The sequence below is a fragment of the Kribbella sp. NPDC054772 genome, from assembly GCF_053611945.1.
The window spans coordinates 1-16515 of sequence record NZ_JBSHBJ010000047.1; the positions used below are offsets into that span (position 1 = coordinate 1).

The 16515-nt window shown below is 68.2% G+C and carries 17 protein-coding genes; 13 read left to right on the top strand and 4 right to left on the bottom strand.

Features of this window, described 5'->3' with window-relative positions; genetic code table 11:
• The first annotated feature begins 124 nt into the window (after nucleotides 1-124).
• The 8 genes from ACWGID_RS38775 (at nucleotide 125) to ACWGID_RS38810 (ending at nucleotide 7076) form a co-directional block, all read left to right on the top strand.
• The gene (locus ACWGID_RS38775; RefSeq protein WP_452204366.1) at nucleotides 125-592 is read left to right on the top strand and encodes a hypothetical protein; all 468 of its coding nucleotides are present in this window, start codon (nucleotides 125-127) and stop codon (nucleotides 590-592) included.
• 59 nt (nucleotides 593-651) lie between these two features.
• A complete protein-coding gene (locus ACWGID_RS38780) occupies nucleotides 652-1671 on the top strand; it encodes an energy-coupling factor ABC transporter permease (protein WP_452204367.1) in 1020 nt (339 codons plus the stop codon).
• Nucleotides 1668-2426, top strand: a complete 759-nt coding sequence (gene cbiQ / locus ACWGID_RS38785; RefSeq protein ID WP_452204368.1) for a cobalt ECF transporter T component CbiQ — start codon at nucleotides 1668-1670, stop codon at nucleotides 2424-2426. Before ACWGID_RS38780 ends, cbiQ begins: the two co-directional genes overlap by 4 nt.
• Nucleotides 2423-3196, top strand: a complete 774-nt coding sequence (locus ACWGID_RS38790) for an energy-coupling factor ABC transporter ATP-binding protein (RefSeq protein WP_452204369.1) — start codon at nucleotides 2423-2425, stop codon at nucleotides 3194-3196. Before cbiQ ends, ACWGID_RS38790 begins: the two co-directional genes overlap by 4 nt.
• A complete protein-coding gene (locus tag ACWGID_RS38795) occupies nucleotides 3193-4239 on the top strand; it encodes a mandelate racemase/muconate lactonizing enzyme family protein (RefSeq protein ID WP_452204370.1) in 1047 nt (348 codons plus the stop codon). Before ACWGID_RS38790 ends, ACWGID_RS38795 begins: the two co-directional genes overlap by 4 nt.
• Nucleotides 4240-4368: 129 nt before the next feature.
• Entirely contained in the window at nucleotides 4369-5154 is a 786-nt protein-coding gene (locus ACWGID_RS38800; protein WP_452204371.1) for an SGNH/GDSL hydrolase family protein, read from the top strand.
• Nucleotides 5155-5211: 57 nt separating this feature from the next.
• Nucleotides 5212-6228 (top strand): winged helix DNA-binding domain-containing protein, encoded by a 1017-nt coding sequence (locus ACWGID_RS38805; protein WP_452204372.1) that lies wholly within the window; start codon nucleotides 5212-5214, stop codon nucleotides 6226-6228.
• Nucleotides 6229-6260: 32 nt separating this feature from the next.
• The gene (locus ACWGID_RS38810; protein WP_452204373.1) at nucleotides 6261-7076 is read left to right on the top strand and encodes an SRPBCC family protein; all 816 of its coding nucleotides are present in this window, start codon (nucleotides 6261-6263) and stop codon (nucleotides 7074-7076) included.
• On the opposite strand, the gene ACWGID_RS38815 is transcribed toward ACWGID_RS38810, so the two are convergent.
• Together ACWGID_RS38815 and ACWGID_RS38820 are read right to left on the bottom strand one after the other, a co-directional pair.
• Nucleotides 7065-9326, bottom strand: coding sequence for an ATP-binding cassette domain-containing protein (locus tag ACWGID_RS38815; RefSeq protein WP_452204374.1), 2262 nt, complete (start codon nucleotides 9324-9326; stop codon nucleotides 7065-7067). The two genes, ACWGID_RS38810 and ACWGID_RS38815, sit on opposite strands and share 12 nt — an antisense overlap.
• 72 nt (nucleotides 9327-9398) lie before the next feature.
• Complete coding sequence (locus tag ACWGID_RS38820) at nucleotides 9399-9944, bottom strand: MarR family winged helix-turn-helix transcriptional regulator (RefSeq protein WP_452204375.1); 546 nt, start codon at nucleotides 9942-9944, stop codon at nucleotides 9399-9401.
• A 56-nt stretch (nucleotides 9945-10000) separates the two neighbouring features.
• On the opposite strand from ACWGID_RS38820, the gene ACWGID_RS38825 reads away from it, so the two are divergent.
• The 5 genes from ACWGID_RS38825 (at nucleotide 10001) to ACWGID_RS38845 (ending at nucleotide 15011) form a co-directional block, all read left to right on the top strand.
• On the top strand, nucleotides 10001-10708 hold the full coding sequence (locus ACWGID_RS38825; protein ID WP_452204376.1) for an SDR family NAD(P)-dependent oxidoreductase: 708 nt from the start codon (nucleotides 10001-10003) through the stop codon (nucleotides 10706-10708).
• Between the two features lie 37 nt (nucleotides 10709-10745).
• Nucleotides 10746-11795, top strand: a complete 1050-nt coding sequence (locus ACWGID_RS38830) for a LacI family DNA-binding transcriptional regulator (protein ID WP_452204377.1) — start codon at nucleotides 10746-10748, stop codon at nucleotides 11793-11795.
• Nucleotides 11796-11884: 89 nt separating this feature from the next.
• Complete coding sequence (locus ACWGID_RS38835) at nucleotides 11885-13174, top strand: extracellular solute-binding protein (protein ID WP_452204378.1); 1290 nt, start codon at nucleotides 11885-11887, stop codon at nucleotides 13172-13174.
• Nucleotides 13175-13188: 14 nt separating this feature from the next.
• On the top strand, nucleotides 13189-14124 hold the full coding sequence (locus ACWGID_RS38840; RefSeq protein ID WP_452204379.1) for a carbohydrate ABC transporter permease: 936 nt from the start codon (nucleotides 13189-13191) through the stop codon (nucleotides 14122-14124).
• Nucleotides 14121-15011, top strand: a complete 891-nt coding sequence (locus ACWGID_RS38845) for a carbohydrate ABC transporter permease (RefSeq protein WP_452204380.1) — start codon at nucleotides 14121-14123, stop codon at nucleotides 15009-15011. The genes ACWGID_RS38840 and ACWGID_RS38845 overlap by 4 nt, the downstream gene beginning before the upstream one ends.
• Before the next feature lie 619 nt (nucleotides 15012-15630).
• On the opposite strand, the gene ACWGID_RS38850 is transcribed toward ACWGID_RS38845, so the two are convergent.
• The gene (locus ACWGID_RS38850) at nucleotides 15631-15981 is read right to left on the bottom strand and encodes a YciI family protein (protein WP_452204381.1); all 351 of its coding nucleotides are present in this window, start codon (nucleotides 15979-15981) and stop codon (nucleotides 15631-15633) included.
• An 83-nt stretch (nucleotides 15982-16064) separates the two neighbouring features.
• Complete coding sequence (locus ACWGID_RS38855; RefSeq protein ID WP_452204383.1) at nucleotides 16065-16508, bottom strand: carboxymuconolactone decarboxylase family protein; 444 nt, start codon at nucleotides 16506-16508, stop codon at nucleotides 16065-16067.
• Between the last annotated feature and the right edge of the window lie 7 nt (nucleotides 16509-16515).

Consider the following 16515-nt stretch of genomic DNA (forward strand, 5'->3'; position numbering starts at 1 on the left):
CCTCGCGGGGGGGGGGGCCCGGGCGCGGCGGCCCCCCCCGGGGCCCGCGTGTCTGCAACCGGCCCACCGCCCCCGGGGGGGGCCGGGCCCGGGGGCCCACGAGCACGTCCGGGCCGGCGACAAGGTGTGGGCGATCGGTGACGTCACGGGCGTCGGCGTGTTCACCCACAACGCGATGTACCAGGCCGACATCGCGGTCCGCGACATCCTGCAGGAGCCGGACGCGCCGACCGCGAGCTACCACGCGATGCCGCGAGTGACCTTCACGGACCCCGAGATCGGTGCGGTCGGTCTGACCGAGAAGCAGGCCCGGGACGCGGGGCTGAACGTGCGGACCGGGTTCACCGAGATCCCGGCGTCGACGCGTGGCTGGATCCACAAGGCCGGCAACGAGGGGTTCATCAAGGTCGTGATGGATGCCGACCGGGGTGTGCTGGTCGGCGCGACGAGCGCGGGTCCGACCGGTGGCGAGGTGCTCAGTGCGCTCGCGGTCGCGGTGCACGCCGCCGTACCGGTGAGCTCGCTGCGGCAGATGATCTTCGCGTACCCGACGTTCCACCGGGCGATCGGAGAGGCTCTCAAGCAGCTGTGACGGCGCAGTCGTGAGACCGCTTGTTGCGAATCAGTCGCAGGTGGATCAAGAATGTGCGAGTGCATGTTCCTGACGGTTTCTTCGACGCGCCCACGTCCGTCGCCACCGGCCTGATCGCGGCCGGGGCGGTCGGCTTCAGCCTGCAGCGGGCGAACCGCGAGATCCGCGAGACCGGGCCGGCGCTGGCCGGCCTGACCGCGGCGTTCGTGTTCGCGGTGCAGATGGTGAACTTCCCGGTCGGCGCCGGGACGAGCGGTCACCTGCTGGGCGGTGCGCTCGCCGCGGCGCTGGTCGGCCCGTGGACCGCCGTACTCGTGATGTCGACGGTGCTGCTGGTCCAGGGGCTGCTGTTCGCCGACGGCGGCCTGACCGCCCTCGGCACGAACATCACGCTGATGGGGCTGATCACGGTGCTCGTCGGGTACTTCCTGACGCGCGCCCTCCTGGCCGTGCTGCCTCGGCGGGTCAGCAGCGTCGTACCGGCGGCGACCGTCGGAGCACTGGTGTCGGTGCCGGTCGCGGCGCTGGCGTTCACGGGGCTGTACGCGATCGGCGGCGCGGTCGACATCCCGCTCGGGAAGCTCGCGACCGCGATGGTCGGCTGGCACGTCCTGGTCGGCATCGGTGAGGCCGTGATCACCGCCGCGGTGCTGAGCGCGGTCGTCGCGACGCGGCCCGACCTGGTGTACGCCGCTCGACACCTGCAGAAGGATCTTGTCCTGGTCGATGCCGACGGCAACACCTCGACCGTGTCCCCGGACAAGCCCATCGCGGCGCGGCCGGCCGGACGGTCGCTCGGCGTGGGGATCGCGGTCACGCTGCTCGTGGCCGGAGGCTTCAGTCTGTTCGCGAGTGCGCACCCGGACGGGCTGGAGTTCGTCGGCGCCAAGCTCGGGTTCGACGGCGCGGCGAAGGACTCCGCGGTCGCGAGCAGTCCGCTGGCCGACTACGGCGTCCACGGGATCGGCAACACCCAGGTCTCCGGAGCGCTCGCCGGCATCATCGGTGTCCTGGTGACGATCGCCCTCGGCCTCGCGATCGCGAAACTGGCCTCGCTGCGGGCCAACAAGGCCTCATGAGTGGCGACGGTCTGCTGGTCGCGGTGGACAGCCCGGTCCACCGCATCCCGGCGCAGGTGAAGCTGGTCGCGCTGTTCGTCTTCGTACTCGCGGTCGTCGCGACCCCGGCCGCCGTCTTCTGGGCCTTCGCGGCGTACGCCGTCATGCTCATCGCGGCCGTGATCGTCGCGAAGCTCCCGCCGACCGTGGTGTCGCGGCGGCTAGCGGTCGAGACGCCGTTCATCGTGTTCGCCCTGCTGCTGCCGTTCGTCGCGACCGGTCCGCAGATCTCCGTGCTCGGCCTGCACCTGTCCCAGTCGGGTGTTTTCGGCGCATGGAACGTGCTGGCCAAGGGGACGCTCGGCGTGATCGCGGCGATCCTGCTCTCGGCCACGACGGCGCCACGCGACCTACTGGCCGGGCTGGAGCGGTTGCGGCTGCCCGCGACGCTGGTGGCGATCCTGTCGTTCATGGTCCGCTATCTCAGCGTCGTGTCGGACGATCTGCACCGGATGCGGGTTGCTCGCGAGTCCCGTGGGTATACCGGAGGTCGGGCCGGACATCTGAAGGCAGTCGCGGGAGGAGTGGGCGCGTTGTTCGTGCGGAGCTTCGAGCGCGGCGAGCGCGTGCACCTCGCGATGCGGTCGCGTGGCTACACCGGCCGGATGCCGTTGCTGAGCGTGGCAGGCGCGTCTCGTGCGCAGTGGGTCGAGGGCCTTGCGATCTCGTTGGCCGCCGTTGCGGTCGCGGTCGCAGCCAGGGTGGTGGTGTTGTGAGCAGTCCGACGATTCAGGTCGAGCGGCTGGTCTTCGCCTATCCCGACGGGCGGCAGGCGTTGTTCGGCGTCGACTTCACCGTGGAGCGCGGCGAGCGGGTCGCCCTGCTCGGACCGAACGGGGCCGGCAAGACCACGCTGGTCCTGCATCTGAACGGCATCCTGGGTTCGGTGGCCGGCGGCACCGGGAGCGGGCGGATCCAGGTCGGTGGCACCGGTCTGCACCGCGACCACCTGACCGAGATCCGGCGCAAGGTCGGGCTGGTGTTCCAGGACCCGGACGACCAGCTGTTCATGCCGACCGTGCGCGACGACGTCGCCTTCGGTCCCGCGAACCTCGGCCTGCGTGGCTCGGAGCTCGACGAGCGCGTGCACGAAGCGCTGGTCCAGGTCGGGATGCAGGACCACGCCCACCTGGCCCCGCACCACCTCTCCTTCGGCCAGCGCCGCCGGGTCGCCGTCGCCACGGTGCTCGCGATGCGTCCCGAGGTACTGGTCCTCGACGAGCCGTCCAGCAACCTCGACCCGGCCGCGCGGCGGGAGCTCGCGGACATCCTCGCTGGGCTCGACGTGACGCTGCTGATGATCACGCACGACCTGCCGTACGCGCTGCAGTTGTGCGAGCGGAGCCTGCTGATGGACGACGGCCGGATCGTCGCCGACGGCAAGACCCGCGACCTGCTCGGCGACGGCGGCCTGATGGCAGCGCACCGCCTCGAACTGCCCTACGGATTCGACCCCCTGTCCGTCACCGGCCCGGAGCGCCCATGAAGATCACCCAGGTCACCGTCGAAGCCACGTCCGAACCGAAGGCCCATCCGGTCCGCGACGCGATCCAGCTGCTCGACCGCAACGGCGTGACCAGGGTGCGGATCGACACCGACGAAGGCGTGAGCGGCGAGAGTACGACGTACTTCGGTCGCGTCGAGAGCTCGCCGGCGATCCTGGCCAAGATCGTGTCCGAGCAGCTCGCACCGGAGATCATCGGCGCGGACCCGACGATCATTCGGGGGATCCGGCAACGGCTGCAGACCCTCACCGACTACCAGGGGACCGCCGGACTGTCGTCGTACGGGATCTCGGCGATCGATCAGGCGTTGTGGGACCTCCTCGGGAAGTCGCTCGGGGTGCCGGTGTGGCGGTTGCTCGGCGCGCAGCGGACCGTGATCCCGACGTACGCGATGGTTGGTTGGCTCGAGCTGGACGTCGCGGGGCTGGAGAGCGTGTCCGCGAAGGCGATGGAGCAGGGCTTCCGTGGCGTGAAGATGAAGGTCGGCGGCGGCCCGCTGACCGAGGACGTGCGGCGGATCAAGGCGGTCCGCAACATCATCGGCCCGGACGCGCCGCTGATGGTCGACGCCAACCAGGCCTTCGGGTACGCCGAGGCGCTGCGGCGCGGGCGTGTGTACGAGTCGATGGACTGCACCTGGTTCGAGGAGCCGCTGCCGGCCGGGGACACCGAGGGGCATGTGCGGCTGGCGGAGAAGCTGGATCTCCCGATCGCGACGGGGGAGAACCGGTACGGGCAGGCGGCGTTCCGGGATCTGATCGAGCGCGGCGGCGTCGGCGTCGTACAGCCGGATCTGCGGCGGGCCGGTGGGCTGACGGACTGCCTGGAAATCGGGTTGATGGCGGCCGGGTTCGGGGTGCCGTACGCGTCGCACGGCGGTGGGGCGCACATCCACGTGCTGGCGGCGCTGCCGAACACCATCTACGTGGAGAGCGGGCTGTTGCCGGCCGACGGCAGGGTCCAGCTCGTCGATGGTTGCTATCCGCTCCCAACCGGGCCTGGCTTGTCGTCCTGGGATGGCTAGTTGGTGACCGTCACCGGGAATCCACGGTGAATTTATTACCAGGCCCTTGTGTGTTACCGGCGAGTCGGGTGAAGGTGACATGGAGTACTTCAGTCGCCACTCCTCGCACAGGTAAAGGCGGTCCCGCCCATGAAGTCCATCGCCAGCTTGTTCACTGCCGCGGCCCTCGGCGCCGCGATGCTGCTCAGCCCCGGGGTCGCGCACGCTGCGGCCCCGAACTACGTCTCGCTCGGTGACTCCTACGCCTCCGGCGTCGGCACCCGCACCTACATCGAGAGCAGCGGGTCCTGTCAGCGCTCCACCAAGGCCTATTCCTACGTCGACGCCGCCCGGATCGGCGCCAATCTCACGTTCGTCGCCTGCTCCGGCGCCAAGGTCGCGGACGTGACCTCGAAACAGTTGCCGTCGGTGACCAGTTCGGCCGACATCGTGTCCGTCCAGGTCGGAGGCAACGACGCCGGCTTCTCGTCGGTCATCACCGAATGCGCCAAGCCCTCCTGGCTCGGCAACTGCACCAGCGCCGTCGCGGGTGCCCAGTCGATCATCAACAACACCTTGCCCGGCCGGCTGAACACGCTGTACGGGTCGATCAAGAGCCGGGCGTCCTCGGCGAAGGTCGTGGTCGTCGGGTACCCGCGGCTGTTCAACGGCACCGACTGCAACGCCGGGACGTTCTTCAGCCCCGACGAGATGACCAAGCTGAACGCGACCGCCGACCTGCTGAACACGAAGATCTCCGCCGCCGCGAACGCGGCCGGGTTCGCGTTCGTGAACCCGACGTCGAAGTTCATCGGCCACTCGGTCTGCGGCAGCCCCGAGTGGATCAACGGCCTCTCGAACCCGGTCAGCGAGTCCTACCACCCGAACGTCACCGGCCAGGCCGCGTTCGCCGACCTCGTCCAGCCGGCCCTCTGAGGCAGCACCCGGCTATTTCGAGATGCGGAAACGGTCGGTTCGTGGTGTCATGCTGAAGTGGCGCGGAGGTCTGTCGACTGGTTGCTGCGGGCCAGGATGCAGGCCAACAGCCTCGCGCGTCCGGTGAACGAGGCCGGCCCCGGAGGGGTGGCCGACGTCGTGCGCCGGACGGGGGGACTCCAGGCGCAGACCTGGCGAGGCGCGGCGTACGGCGTCCGGGCGCGATCCACGGCGACAACCCTTCCCGATGTCACTGTCGCCCAGGAGATCGACCGCTCGGTGGTGCGTGGGTGGTTCATGCGCGGGACGATCCAGCTGGTCGCGACCGAGCAGGCCGGTTCGCTGCTCGGCCTTCTCGGTCCGAAGCTGATCAAGGACACGACCCGCCGGTACGGCGAACTGGGCCTGACCGAGCCGATCCGCGCCAAGGCGGCCGATGTCCTGGAGGAGCATCTGCTCGCGAACGGCCCGTGTAGCCGCGCCGAGCTGGCCGACGTACTGGTGCGGGCAGGGCTGATCGCCGAGCCGAAGGGCCAGGCGGTGTACGCGCTGATCCGGCACACGGGATTGCTGGGCCGGCTCTGCTACGGACCTGGCCACGATCGCACCGAGACCTGGGTCGCCGTCCGGGACTGGCTGGGCAAACCGCTGGACCTGGACGGTGATCTCGAGGGGCTCGCCAGTCGCTACCTGGGTGCTTACGGACCGGCGACCGCGCGCGATTTCGCGACCTGGTCGGGGTTGCCCGTGCCGCTCGCCCGGCGCGGTGTCGAGGCGGTGAAGACAGCTACTTTCGACGTCGACGGCACCGAGGTGTTGACCGTCCGCGACCTCCCGGGATGCCGCGATCTCCGCATGGTGGGGGAGTTCGACAGCTATCTCCTCGGCTATCAGGACCGCCACCAGGATCTGCCCGCCAGCCTCTATCCGGGCGGCGGGATGCTCCGCCCGGCCGTGCTCGACTCCGGGCGGGTGATCGGCACCTGGCGGCACGCCGATCTGTCGGTGGACCTCTTCGGCGCTCCGGCGGACCTCAGCGCCGAGTTGACGGACCTGGCCCGCTTCACCGGTTGATCGTATATTCCTTAGCGGGTATATATGGAGTCATGACCGAGACCTTGAGTTCCGAGAACGGGCGCACCGTCCTGCGGATGCGCCGCGAGCTGCGGCACCCGGTGGAGAAGGTGTGGCGGGCGATCAGCGAGCCGAAGCAGCTGGCCGGGTGGTTCCCGGCGGCGGTGGAGCTCGACCTGCGGCTGGACGGTCCGGTGACGTTCACGTTCGAGGGCGAGCCGGGCGCCCCGGTCGATCTGCAGTCGCGTGGCGTGATCCGCGCGTACGAACCGCCGACCGTGCTCGAGTACACCTGGGGCGTCGAAGTCCTTCGCTGGGAGCTGACGCCGACCTCCGACGGCTGCACGTTGCACCTCACCGCGACGTACGACGACCGCTCGGGATCGGGGAGCTTCGCGGGTGGATGGACGTTGTGCTTCGACGCGTTGGAGCGGGTGCTGGGGGACACCGTGCCGGAGCGGGACTATCGAATGCTGCACGAGCACTTCGTGAAGGTGTTCGGGCTCGACGAGGTGGAGGTCGCGGCCGACGGCGAGCTGCGGTTCGAGCGGCAGTTGGTGCAGCCGAAGGAAGCGGTGTGGGAGCGGCTGACGGGTGCGCAGACGGCGACCGTCGGCAGCCCGCCGCCTGCCGGTTTCGTTGCCAAGGGCATTGAGCCTGGACCCGTTACGGCCGTCGAGGAGCCGCTGCGGCTCGTCTACCCGTGGAGCGGCGGCGAGGTCACGTGGACCCTGCGCGACGGGAACGGCGGAGCCCGCCTGGTACTCACCCAGACCGGCTCCGCCGCCGACTACCGCACGCCGTGGCGTGACGTGATCGAGTTCCTAGCTGCCGAGCTAGCCGGCTGAGACATATGCCCGAAGATGCTCCGCGGTGCGGGTTGGACTGCTCTCGACCAGGTCGGCAGGGGTGCCGGTGAAGGTGACTCGACCGCCCGCGTGACCCGCACCCGGACCGATGTCGATCAGCCAGTCCGCGTGAGCCATCACGGCCAGGTGGTGTTCGATGACGACCACCGTATTGCCCCGGTCGACCAGTGTGTCGAGCATCCGGAGCAGATTGTCGACGTCGGCCAGGTGCAGCCCGGTGGTCGGCTCGTCGAGGATGTAGATCGAGCCGGTGCGGCCCATGCTGATCGCCAGCTTCAGGAGCTGGCGTTCACCGCCCGACAGCGTCGTCAACGGTTGCCCGAGGCCGACGTACCCGAGCCCGACTGTTGAGAGCCGGTCAAGGATCGTCCGGGCCGTGCCGCGTCCGAAGAACTCCCGCGCCTCGGTGACCGTCATCCGCAGTACTTCGCTGATGTTCTTCCCGCGCAGCCGGTACTCGAGCACCTCCGCGGTGAACCGTGCGCCGTTGCACTCCTCGCACACCGAGGCGACCTCGGCCATCATCGCCAGATCGGTGTACACCAGCCCGATGCCTTTGCAGGTCCCGCAGGCGCCGACGGAGTTCGCACTGAACAGCCCGGGCTTCACCTTGTTCGCTTTCGCGAACTCCGCCCGGATCGGGTCCAGCAGACCGGTGTACGTCGCCGGATTGCTTCGCTTCGACCCCCGGATAGGGTCCTGGCCCGCGATGATCACGCCGTCCCGACCGGCCAGCGATCCGTGGACGAGTGAACTCTTCCCGGATCCCGCGACGCCGGTGACGACCGTGAGTACGCCGAGCGGGATGTCCACACTCACGTCCTGCAGATTGTGCAGCGTCGCATTCGCGATCGAGAGCTTCCCGGTGGGACGCCGTACGTCGTCGCGCACGGTCACCCGATGGTCGAGGTACTGACCGGTCAGTGTGCCGGAGGTCTTCAGCCCTTCGACGTCGCCGGCGTAGCAGAGCCGCCCGCCGGACAACCCAGCGCCCGGGCCGAGATCGACCACGTGATCGGCGATCCGGATCGTCTCGGGCTTGTGCTCCACGACCAGGACCGTGTTGCCCTTGTCGCGCAGTTGTAGCAGGAGGTCGTTCATCTGCTGGATGTCGTGCGGGTGCAGGCCGACCGTCGGTTCGTCGAAGACGTAGGTGACATCGCTGAGGCTCGATCCGAGGTGCCGCACGAGCTTCACCCGCTGCGCCTCACCGCCGGACAGCGTGGACGACTCCCGATCGAGACTGAGATAGCCAAGACCAATCGTCACGAAGGCCTCGAGCAACTGGCGAAGACCGTCGAGCATCGGACCCACGCCAGAGTGCTTGACCCCGGCAACGAACTCGGCCAGCTCGTTGATCTGCATCCGCGAGCACTCGCCGATCGTGCGACCGTCAACGGTCACGCTCCGGGCCGCTGCGTTGAGCCGGACACCCTCACAGTCGGCGCAGGTCTGCTGCCGGATCGCCCGCTCCGCGAAGGCCTGCGCGTGGCTCTGCATCGACTGCGGATCCTTGCTCAGGTACTGGCGCTTGAGCTTGCTGACCAGGCCCTCGAAGGTCAGGTTGCTCTTGCCGACCTTGATCTTCATCGGCTCCTGATGGAGGAACCGCTCCCAGGCCTCGGTCGGGTAGTCCTTCAACGGCAGGTCGGGATCGAACAGCCCGGAGCCGGCCATCAGTTGCCAGTGCCAGCTGTCGATCGAGTAACCCGGTGCTTTGATCGGCCCCTGGCTGAGACTCTTCTCGCGGTCCACCAGTTCGTCGAGGTTGAACTCGGTGGTCCGCCCGAGCCCTTCGCAGGTCGGGCACATACCTTCGGCCCGGTTGAAACTGAACACCGACGGTGGACCCACGGACGGCGTACCCGCGCGGCTGAACAGCACGCGGAGCATGGTGTGGGCGTCGGTCGCGGTGCCGACCGTGGAGCGGGCGTTGGCGCCGATCCGTTCCTGGTCGACGATGATCGCCGCGGACAGGTTCCGCAGCGCGTCCACGTCCGGCCGGCCGAGGCTCGGCATGAAGTTCTGGACGAACGCGGTGTAGGTCTCGTTGATCAGCCGCTGCGACTCGGCGGCGATGGTGTCGAAGACGAGGGAGGACTTGCCGGACCCGGAGACTCCGGTGAAGACGGTGAGCCGGCGTTTCGGGATGTCGAGCGAGACGCCGCCGAGATTGTTCTCGCGGGCGCCGCGCACCTGGATGACGTCGTGCCTGTCAGCAGGAAGCATCCTTCAATGGTGTCATTGAACCAGTCGTAGGCAGTTCGCCGTGACTCCGAGCCTGAGCAGTTGGAAAAACCTTCAACGCCGCGAGGAAGGTTTGCGAGCAACCCGGCTGACGTCGTCGAGCAGTTCCTGCAGCTGACCGGCCAGCGTGCTCCGCGCCGCGGGGGACAGCGATGCCACCAACTCGGACTCCCGCGTCAGCACCTGGTCGACGGTCCGCTCGATGAGGTCGTGCCCGAGGTCGGTGAGGATCACGAGCACCGCGCGAGTGCCGTCGTCGGCCGACCGTCGAGTGACCAGACCCGACTCCTCGGCCCGAGCGACCCGCTGCGAGATCGCCCCGGCCGTCACCAACGTCCGGTTCGCCAACTCCCGCGTGCTCAGCTCGTACGGCGCTCCCGCGCGTCGCAGCACGCTGAGCAGGTCCAGCGTCGCCGGATCAACGCCGGCTTCGGACAGCACCCGCCGGCGGTCGTCGGCGAACAACTTCGCGAGCCGCCACAGGGGAGTCACGATCTCGATCGAGTCGGTCGGCGTCCCCGGACGCTCGCGCCGCCAGGCGCGGGCGATCTCCGAAGCAGGGTACGGACTCGGGCCGTCGAGCGGATAGTTGTCGGTCACAGCACCCATGCTACGTTTAGGGCTAAACATTTAGAGCTAAACGTGAGGATGTCGTGATGAGAATGATCGTGGTGACCGGGGGAGCGACCGGGATCGGGCGAGCGACCGCGGAGCGGTTCCGGGCCGACGGCGACGACGTGGTGATCACCGGGCGGCGCGCCGACGTACTGGAGAAGGCCGCGGCGGAGCTCGGAGCGCGGGCGGTGGTGTGCGATGCGACCGACCCGGCGCAAGTCGAGCGGCTGGTGGACGAACTGCCGGAGCAGGTCGATGTGCTGGTCAACAATGCCGGCGGCAACACCGATTTCGGCCGCCCGGACGGCGACCTCGCGCAACTGAAAGCCAACTGGCTGGCGAACCTCGAGGCCAACCTGATCAGCGCCGTCCTGACGACGACCGCCCTCGCGCCCCGTCTGACCACTGCCGTGGTGCACCTCGGCTCGATCGCCGGCGCCCGCGGTCCCGGCTCGTACGGCGCCTCGAAGGCGGGCCTCGCGCTGTGGAACGCCGAGATCGCCGCCGAGCTCGGCACGCGCGGCATCACCTCGAACGTCGTCGCACCAGGGTTCACGGCCGAGACCGAGTTCTTCCAGGGCCGCCTCACCGACGAGCGGCGTGGCGCGTTGCTCGCGGCAACGCTGACGAAGCGTGAGGGCCAGGTGGAGGACATCGCCGACACGATCTACTTCCTCGCGTCACCCGCTGCTCGACACATCACCGGTCAGGTGCTGCATGTCAACGGAGGCGCCCTGACCAGCCGTTGATGCGTGACAACGGGCATCAGATGTGACAATGGGCGACATGCGTCCGACCGTCAAAGATGTCGCCAAGCTGGCCGGGGTGTCGCCGAAGACGGTCTCGAACGTGATCAACGGCATCGTCTTCGTCCGCCCCGAGACGCGCGCCCGGGTCGAGAGCGCGCTCGCCGAGCTCGACTACGTGCCGAACATGAGCGCTCGCGGACTACGCAACGGACGCTCCGGGATGATCGCGCTGGCGCTGCCCGACCTGCTCCGGCCGTACTCCGCCGAAGTGGTGCACCTGGTCGTCGAGCTCGCCCACGAGCGCGGCTGGGGCGTGCAGATCGAGCAGACCGCCGCCGAGCCGACCCGTGAGTTCGAGCTGCTCTCGAAGGCTCGCGCGTACTTGGTCGACGGCCTGATCCTGAACCCGGTGAACCTCGACGACAGCGCGGTGATGTCGGCCGGGCCACTGCCGCCCGTGGTCCTGATCGGCGACGTCGACCAGGACGTCGTCAGCCAGGTCGCGATCGACAACGTGGCGGCCGCCCGCGAGATGACCGAGCATCTGCTGGCCCGCGGCTGCCGCCGGATCGCCACCGTCGGTACGCCGGAAGTCCCGCGCGGCTCCAGCGGCGCCGGCGTGCTCGGCGGATCAGCGGAATCACCGGGTACGGCGGCCTCGCGCCTGCGGACCATCGGATATCACCAGGCCCTCGAGGCGGCCGGCCTCCCGATCGATCCCGCACTCGAGGTCAGCCTGGACCGGTGGAGTCCCGAGGGCGCGGCGATCGTCGTGGGGAAGTACCTGACCGACCACGAGTTGCCGGACGCGTTCTTCTGCTTCACCGACTCGATCGCCTCCGGTGCGCTGGCTGCCCTGTGGAGCGCGGGCATCGACGTACCGCGGCAGACGATGGTGGCGGGGTTCGACAACATCATCGAGAGCCAGTACATGATCCCGCCGCTGACCTCGGTCGACTTCGACCGCCGGGCGTTCGTCGCGGCCGCGCTCGATCTGCTGGCCGAGCGGATGGCGGACAAGGACGCGCCGCCACGCAGGGTGATGATTCCGCACCGCATCGTCGAGCGCGTCAGCACCGAACGCTAACGGTCGCGTTTGCACAAAATCACACAAACGAGTCTTGTGTCGGCCATTCTAACGATGTAATTTTCGGTTCGCCCCTTGAAGGAGACCGAATGACTGACCTCTCCCGGCGCGGACTGCTGAAAGCAGCGGCCGCGCTCGCCGGTGGCGGGCTGCTCGTCGGCTGCGCGCCCGGCGGCTCGCGCTCGACGACCGACCTGAGCTACTGGCACCTCTTGACCGGCGGGGACGGGACGGTGATGGCAGGCCTGGTGGATGCCGTCAACGCCGCGAACCTCGGCTTCCACGCCACCCAGACGGTGCTCGCGTGGGGCCCGCCGTACTACACGAAACTCGCGATGGCCTCGGCCGGTGGCCGCGCCCCCGACGTCGCGATCATGCACGCGTCCCGGATCGCCGGCTACGCGCCCGGCGATCTGCTGGAGCCGTGGGACCTCGACCTGCTGGCCGAGGTGGGCCTGCACGAGAGCGACTTCCCGGCCCGCGTCTGGGAGAAGTGCCAGTACGACGGGAAGCTGTACGCGATCGCCCTCGACACCCACCCCTTCGTGCTCTACTACAACACCGAGCACGCCGAGAAGGCCGGTGTCACGGACACCCTGCGCTCGATGAAGAGCCCGGAGGAGTTCACCGAGGTCGCGACCAAGCTGCAGAAGGTGACCGGCAAGCACGGTCTGTCCTACGGGTACCTCGGCGACGGTGCGCAGATGTGGCGGCTCTGGTACACGCTGTACAAGCAGACCGGCGCCGACATGAAACTCGTGCCCGGCCAGCCGGCCGAGGTCGACCACGACGCCGCCGTCACGACGCTGAAGTTCGTCCAGTCGTTGCTGAACGACACCATCGCCTCGCGCAGTGGCGACGGCGGTACGGCGACCAGTGAGTTCCTGCACGGCGAGAGTGGCATGTTCCTCGGCGGTGTCTGGGAGCTCCCGGTGCTGAAGGACGCGAAGATGCCCGTCGACGCGATGCCGATCCCGACCCTGTTCGGGACCCAGGCGGCGTACGCGGACTCGCACACGTTCGTGCTGCCGCGGCAGGCGAAGGTGTCGCCGGAACGCCGCAAGCACGTGTACACGATGGTCGCGGAGATCCTGAAGCGGTCGGCGAAGTGGGCCGACGGCGGTCACATCCCGGCGTACCAGCCGGTGGCGACGGGTGCCGAGTACCAGGCGCTGAAGCCGCAGTCGAACTACGCGGGTATCCCGGCGTACGTGAACTACGACCCGGACGTGTGGTTCAGCGGCGCGGGCAGTGACTTCCAGAACTACTTCGCGGAGAACGTGCAGAACGTGTTCCTCGGCAGTGGTGACCCAGCGGCCGGGTTCGACGGGTTCGTTGCGCGGCTGAACAAGCTGCTCGACCGCCCGCAGCCGGTGTGAGAGGAGAGACACAGATGTCGACTGCCATCGACACTCCGGCCGTCGCGACGGAGGAGACCATCGCCCAGGGGAGGGCGAAGGCCAAGCGCGGCGAGACGTTCACCGGGTGGGCGTTCGCGGCGCCGTTCGCCGTACTGTTCGTGCTCTTCCTCGTGGTGCCGGCGATCTACGGCCTGTACCTGAGCTTCACCGGCGAGACGCTGACCGGCGCCGGCAGCGGATTGGTTGGCTTTGCCAACTATGGCGAGGCGCTGACCGACCCGGACATGTGGAAGTCGCTGGGCAACACCGTCTGGTTCACGGTCCTCAGCACCGTCCCGCTGATCGTGCTGTCGCTCGCGCTGGCGCTGCTGGTCAACCTCGGGCTGCCCGGCCGCTGGCTGTGGCGCCTGTCGTTCTTCATGCCGTACCTGCTCGCCTCGACCGTCGTCGTGATGTTCTGGAGCTGGATGTACAACCCGACACTCGGGTTGATCAACGGCGTACTGGCGAAGTTCGGGGCGGCGCCGGTGGCGTGGCTGCAGGACCCGAAGGTCGCGATGATCTCGGTCGTGATCACCACGCTGTGGTGGACGATCGGGTTCAACTTCCTGCTGTACCTGGCCGCGCTGCAGAACATCCCGGAGGAGCAGTTCGAGGCGGCCGCGATCGACGGTGCCGGCAAGTGGCGGCAGCTGTTCTCGATCGTGATCCCGCAGCTCGGACCGACCACCGCGCTGCTGGCCACGCTGCAGTTGCTGGCCTCGCTGAAGGTGTTCGACCAGATCTACATGCTCACCAACGGCGGCCCGGCCGGATCGACGCGGTCGATCGTGCAGTACATCTACGAGTCCGGCTTCACCGGTTACCGGTTCGGTTACTCGTCGGCCATCTCGTACCTGTTCTTCGCGCTGATCGTCCTGGTGTCACTGGCGCAGTACAAGCTGATCAACCGCAGGAGCGCCGCATGAGCACCTACACGCTGGCCCGGAACGTCCGGAAGATCAAGCAGACGCACAAGCCGGGCGAGAACCCGTGGAGTGTGTCCAGACTGGCCGCGCTGCTGGTGCTCGCGGTGCTGGCCGTGACCTGGCTGGTGCCGTTCGCGTGGGCGGTGCTGACGTCGCTGAAGAGCGAGGCCGACGCGGGTGCGTCGAAGATCAGCATCAACCCGCCGGACGGGTTCAGCTTCGATGCCTACCGCAAGGTGCTGTCCGCGGGCGACATCCCGTCCTGGGCGTGGAACAGCCTGATCACGTCGGTGGCGATCACGCTGATCACGGTCGCGACGTCGGCGCTGGCGGGGTACGCGTTCTCGCGGGTGAACTTCCGGGGCAAGCGCTGGCTGTACGCCGCGATCATCGCCGCGATCATCATCCCGCCGCAGTTGCTGATCGTGCCGCTGTTCCGGCAGATGCTGGCGTTCAACCTGGTCGACACCTACTGGGGCATCATCCTGCCGCAGGCGTTCGCGCCCGCGATGGTGCTGATCCTGAAGCGGTTCTTCGACCAGATCCCGGTGGAACTGGAGGAGGCCGCGCGGGTGGACGGCGCGAGCCGGCTGCGGGTGTTCTGGTCGATCGTGCTGCCGCTGTCGCGGCCGATCCTCGCCGCGGTGGCGATCTTCGTCTTCATCGGTGCGTGGAACAACTTCCTGTGGCCGTTCATCGTGACCACCGACGCGCACCTGATGACGCTGCCGGTGGGCCTGCAGACGGTGAAGAGCGCCTACGGCCTGCAGTACGCGCAGAACATGGCGTCCGCGATCCTGGCCGCGTTGCCGCTGGTCGTGGTGTTCCTGTTCTTCCAGCGCCAGATCATCAAGGGAATTGCTACCACTGGCTTCGGTGGTCAGTGACCCGACCGGAACAAGGCATGGACACCGATTTCGATACGCGGGATTCCGGTTACTATCCCTTGAAAACCCGATCACTCTCAGCGAGGGTTGCCTGATCACTTCCGTGTCGTTTCCGGGTGCGGGGAGGACGGGGGAGTGTGCGGTCACACGACTGCGTCCACCGCCACTCGGGGGCAGTTCACGATGAGAAGGGGGAAGTGTGTCAGCGATGAAAAGGCTCGCCGAGCAGTGCCGTGATGTGAGGAGTCACGGCAACGAGGGACTCGGCCGAGCTTCCGTCCAGCCAGCGGTGTGCACCGGCATCCACGAGGTGAGCTCGTCGATTCCGTCGGTGCCTCCGCGTCGCGTGGCGATGCTGAGGTTGAGCAACGGGATGAGGACCACGCTGCGACTCGGCGACGGTGCCCAGGCACCGGCGCGTGGCGCGACTGTTTTCGTTCAGGGTGGCCGGGGCATGGGTGATCAGCCCGCCTCAGGTGGGGTCATCCTCGCCTCGAGCTAGCCCGCAACGACAGCAGTTCTGAGTCAGTGACTCGCCGGTCTCAGGTGTCAACGCCCAGCTGAGGCCGGCAAGTTCCTCCAAGAAGGACGCCCTGCCGACCGCACCCGGCAGCGACCTCTAGTCCTTCATCGGATCGGTGAACCCGCGGATCTCGATCGGCGAGTACCGCGCCTCCGGCAGCCGGGCCGCGATCTCGGTCGCCCGCTCCAGGCTGCACTCCACGACGTAGTAGCCCGCCAGCACTTCCTTGGCCTCGGTGAACGGCCCGTCCGTCACCGCCGGTACGCCGTCGTTGACCTTGACGACCCGCGCGTTCGCAGTGGTCAGACCGATCCCATCGACGAGTTCACCGTTGGCCTTCAGCTCCTCGGAGAGCACGCGGTGCTGGTCGAGGACACCCTCGATCCCTTCGGCATGCAAGGTGTCCCAGGTCTCTTCGTTGCCGTAGATCAGCAGCATGTACTTCATCGGCAGTCTCCCTTCACCCCGGGACGTCGGAGCCCCGGACGCCTTCTCGACATCCGGGGCTCACGGTATCGGTCACCTATCCGTCACCAGGTGGCACCCGCAGGCGCCCGTACCGTGGTGTTGAGGCGGTTGAACAGGTTGGTGAGTCCGATCATCAGGATGATCGCCGACAGTTCCTTCTCGCCGAAGTGGTCGGTCGCGGCGTCCCAGATCTCGTCGCTGACCGCGGTCGGGTTGTCGGCCAGCCGGGTCGCGGCCTCGGTCATCGCGAGCGCGGCCCGTTCGGCGTCGGTGAACAGGTCGGAGTCCCGCCAGGCCGCGACCTGGTGCAGCCGCTCGTCGGTCTCCCCGTTCTTCAGGGCCGACTTGACCCCGCCGAAGACGCACGGCGAGCAGCCGTTGATCTGGCTCGCCCGCAGGTGCACGAGCTCGAGCGTCCTGCCGTCCGTGCCGGACTGCCCGATCGCCTTGTAGATGTTCTGGATGCCCTTGGTGGCGTCCGGCAGGATCTGAGCGGGGTTGGTCATCCGTGCT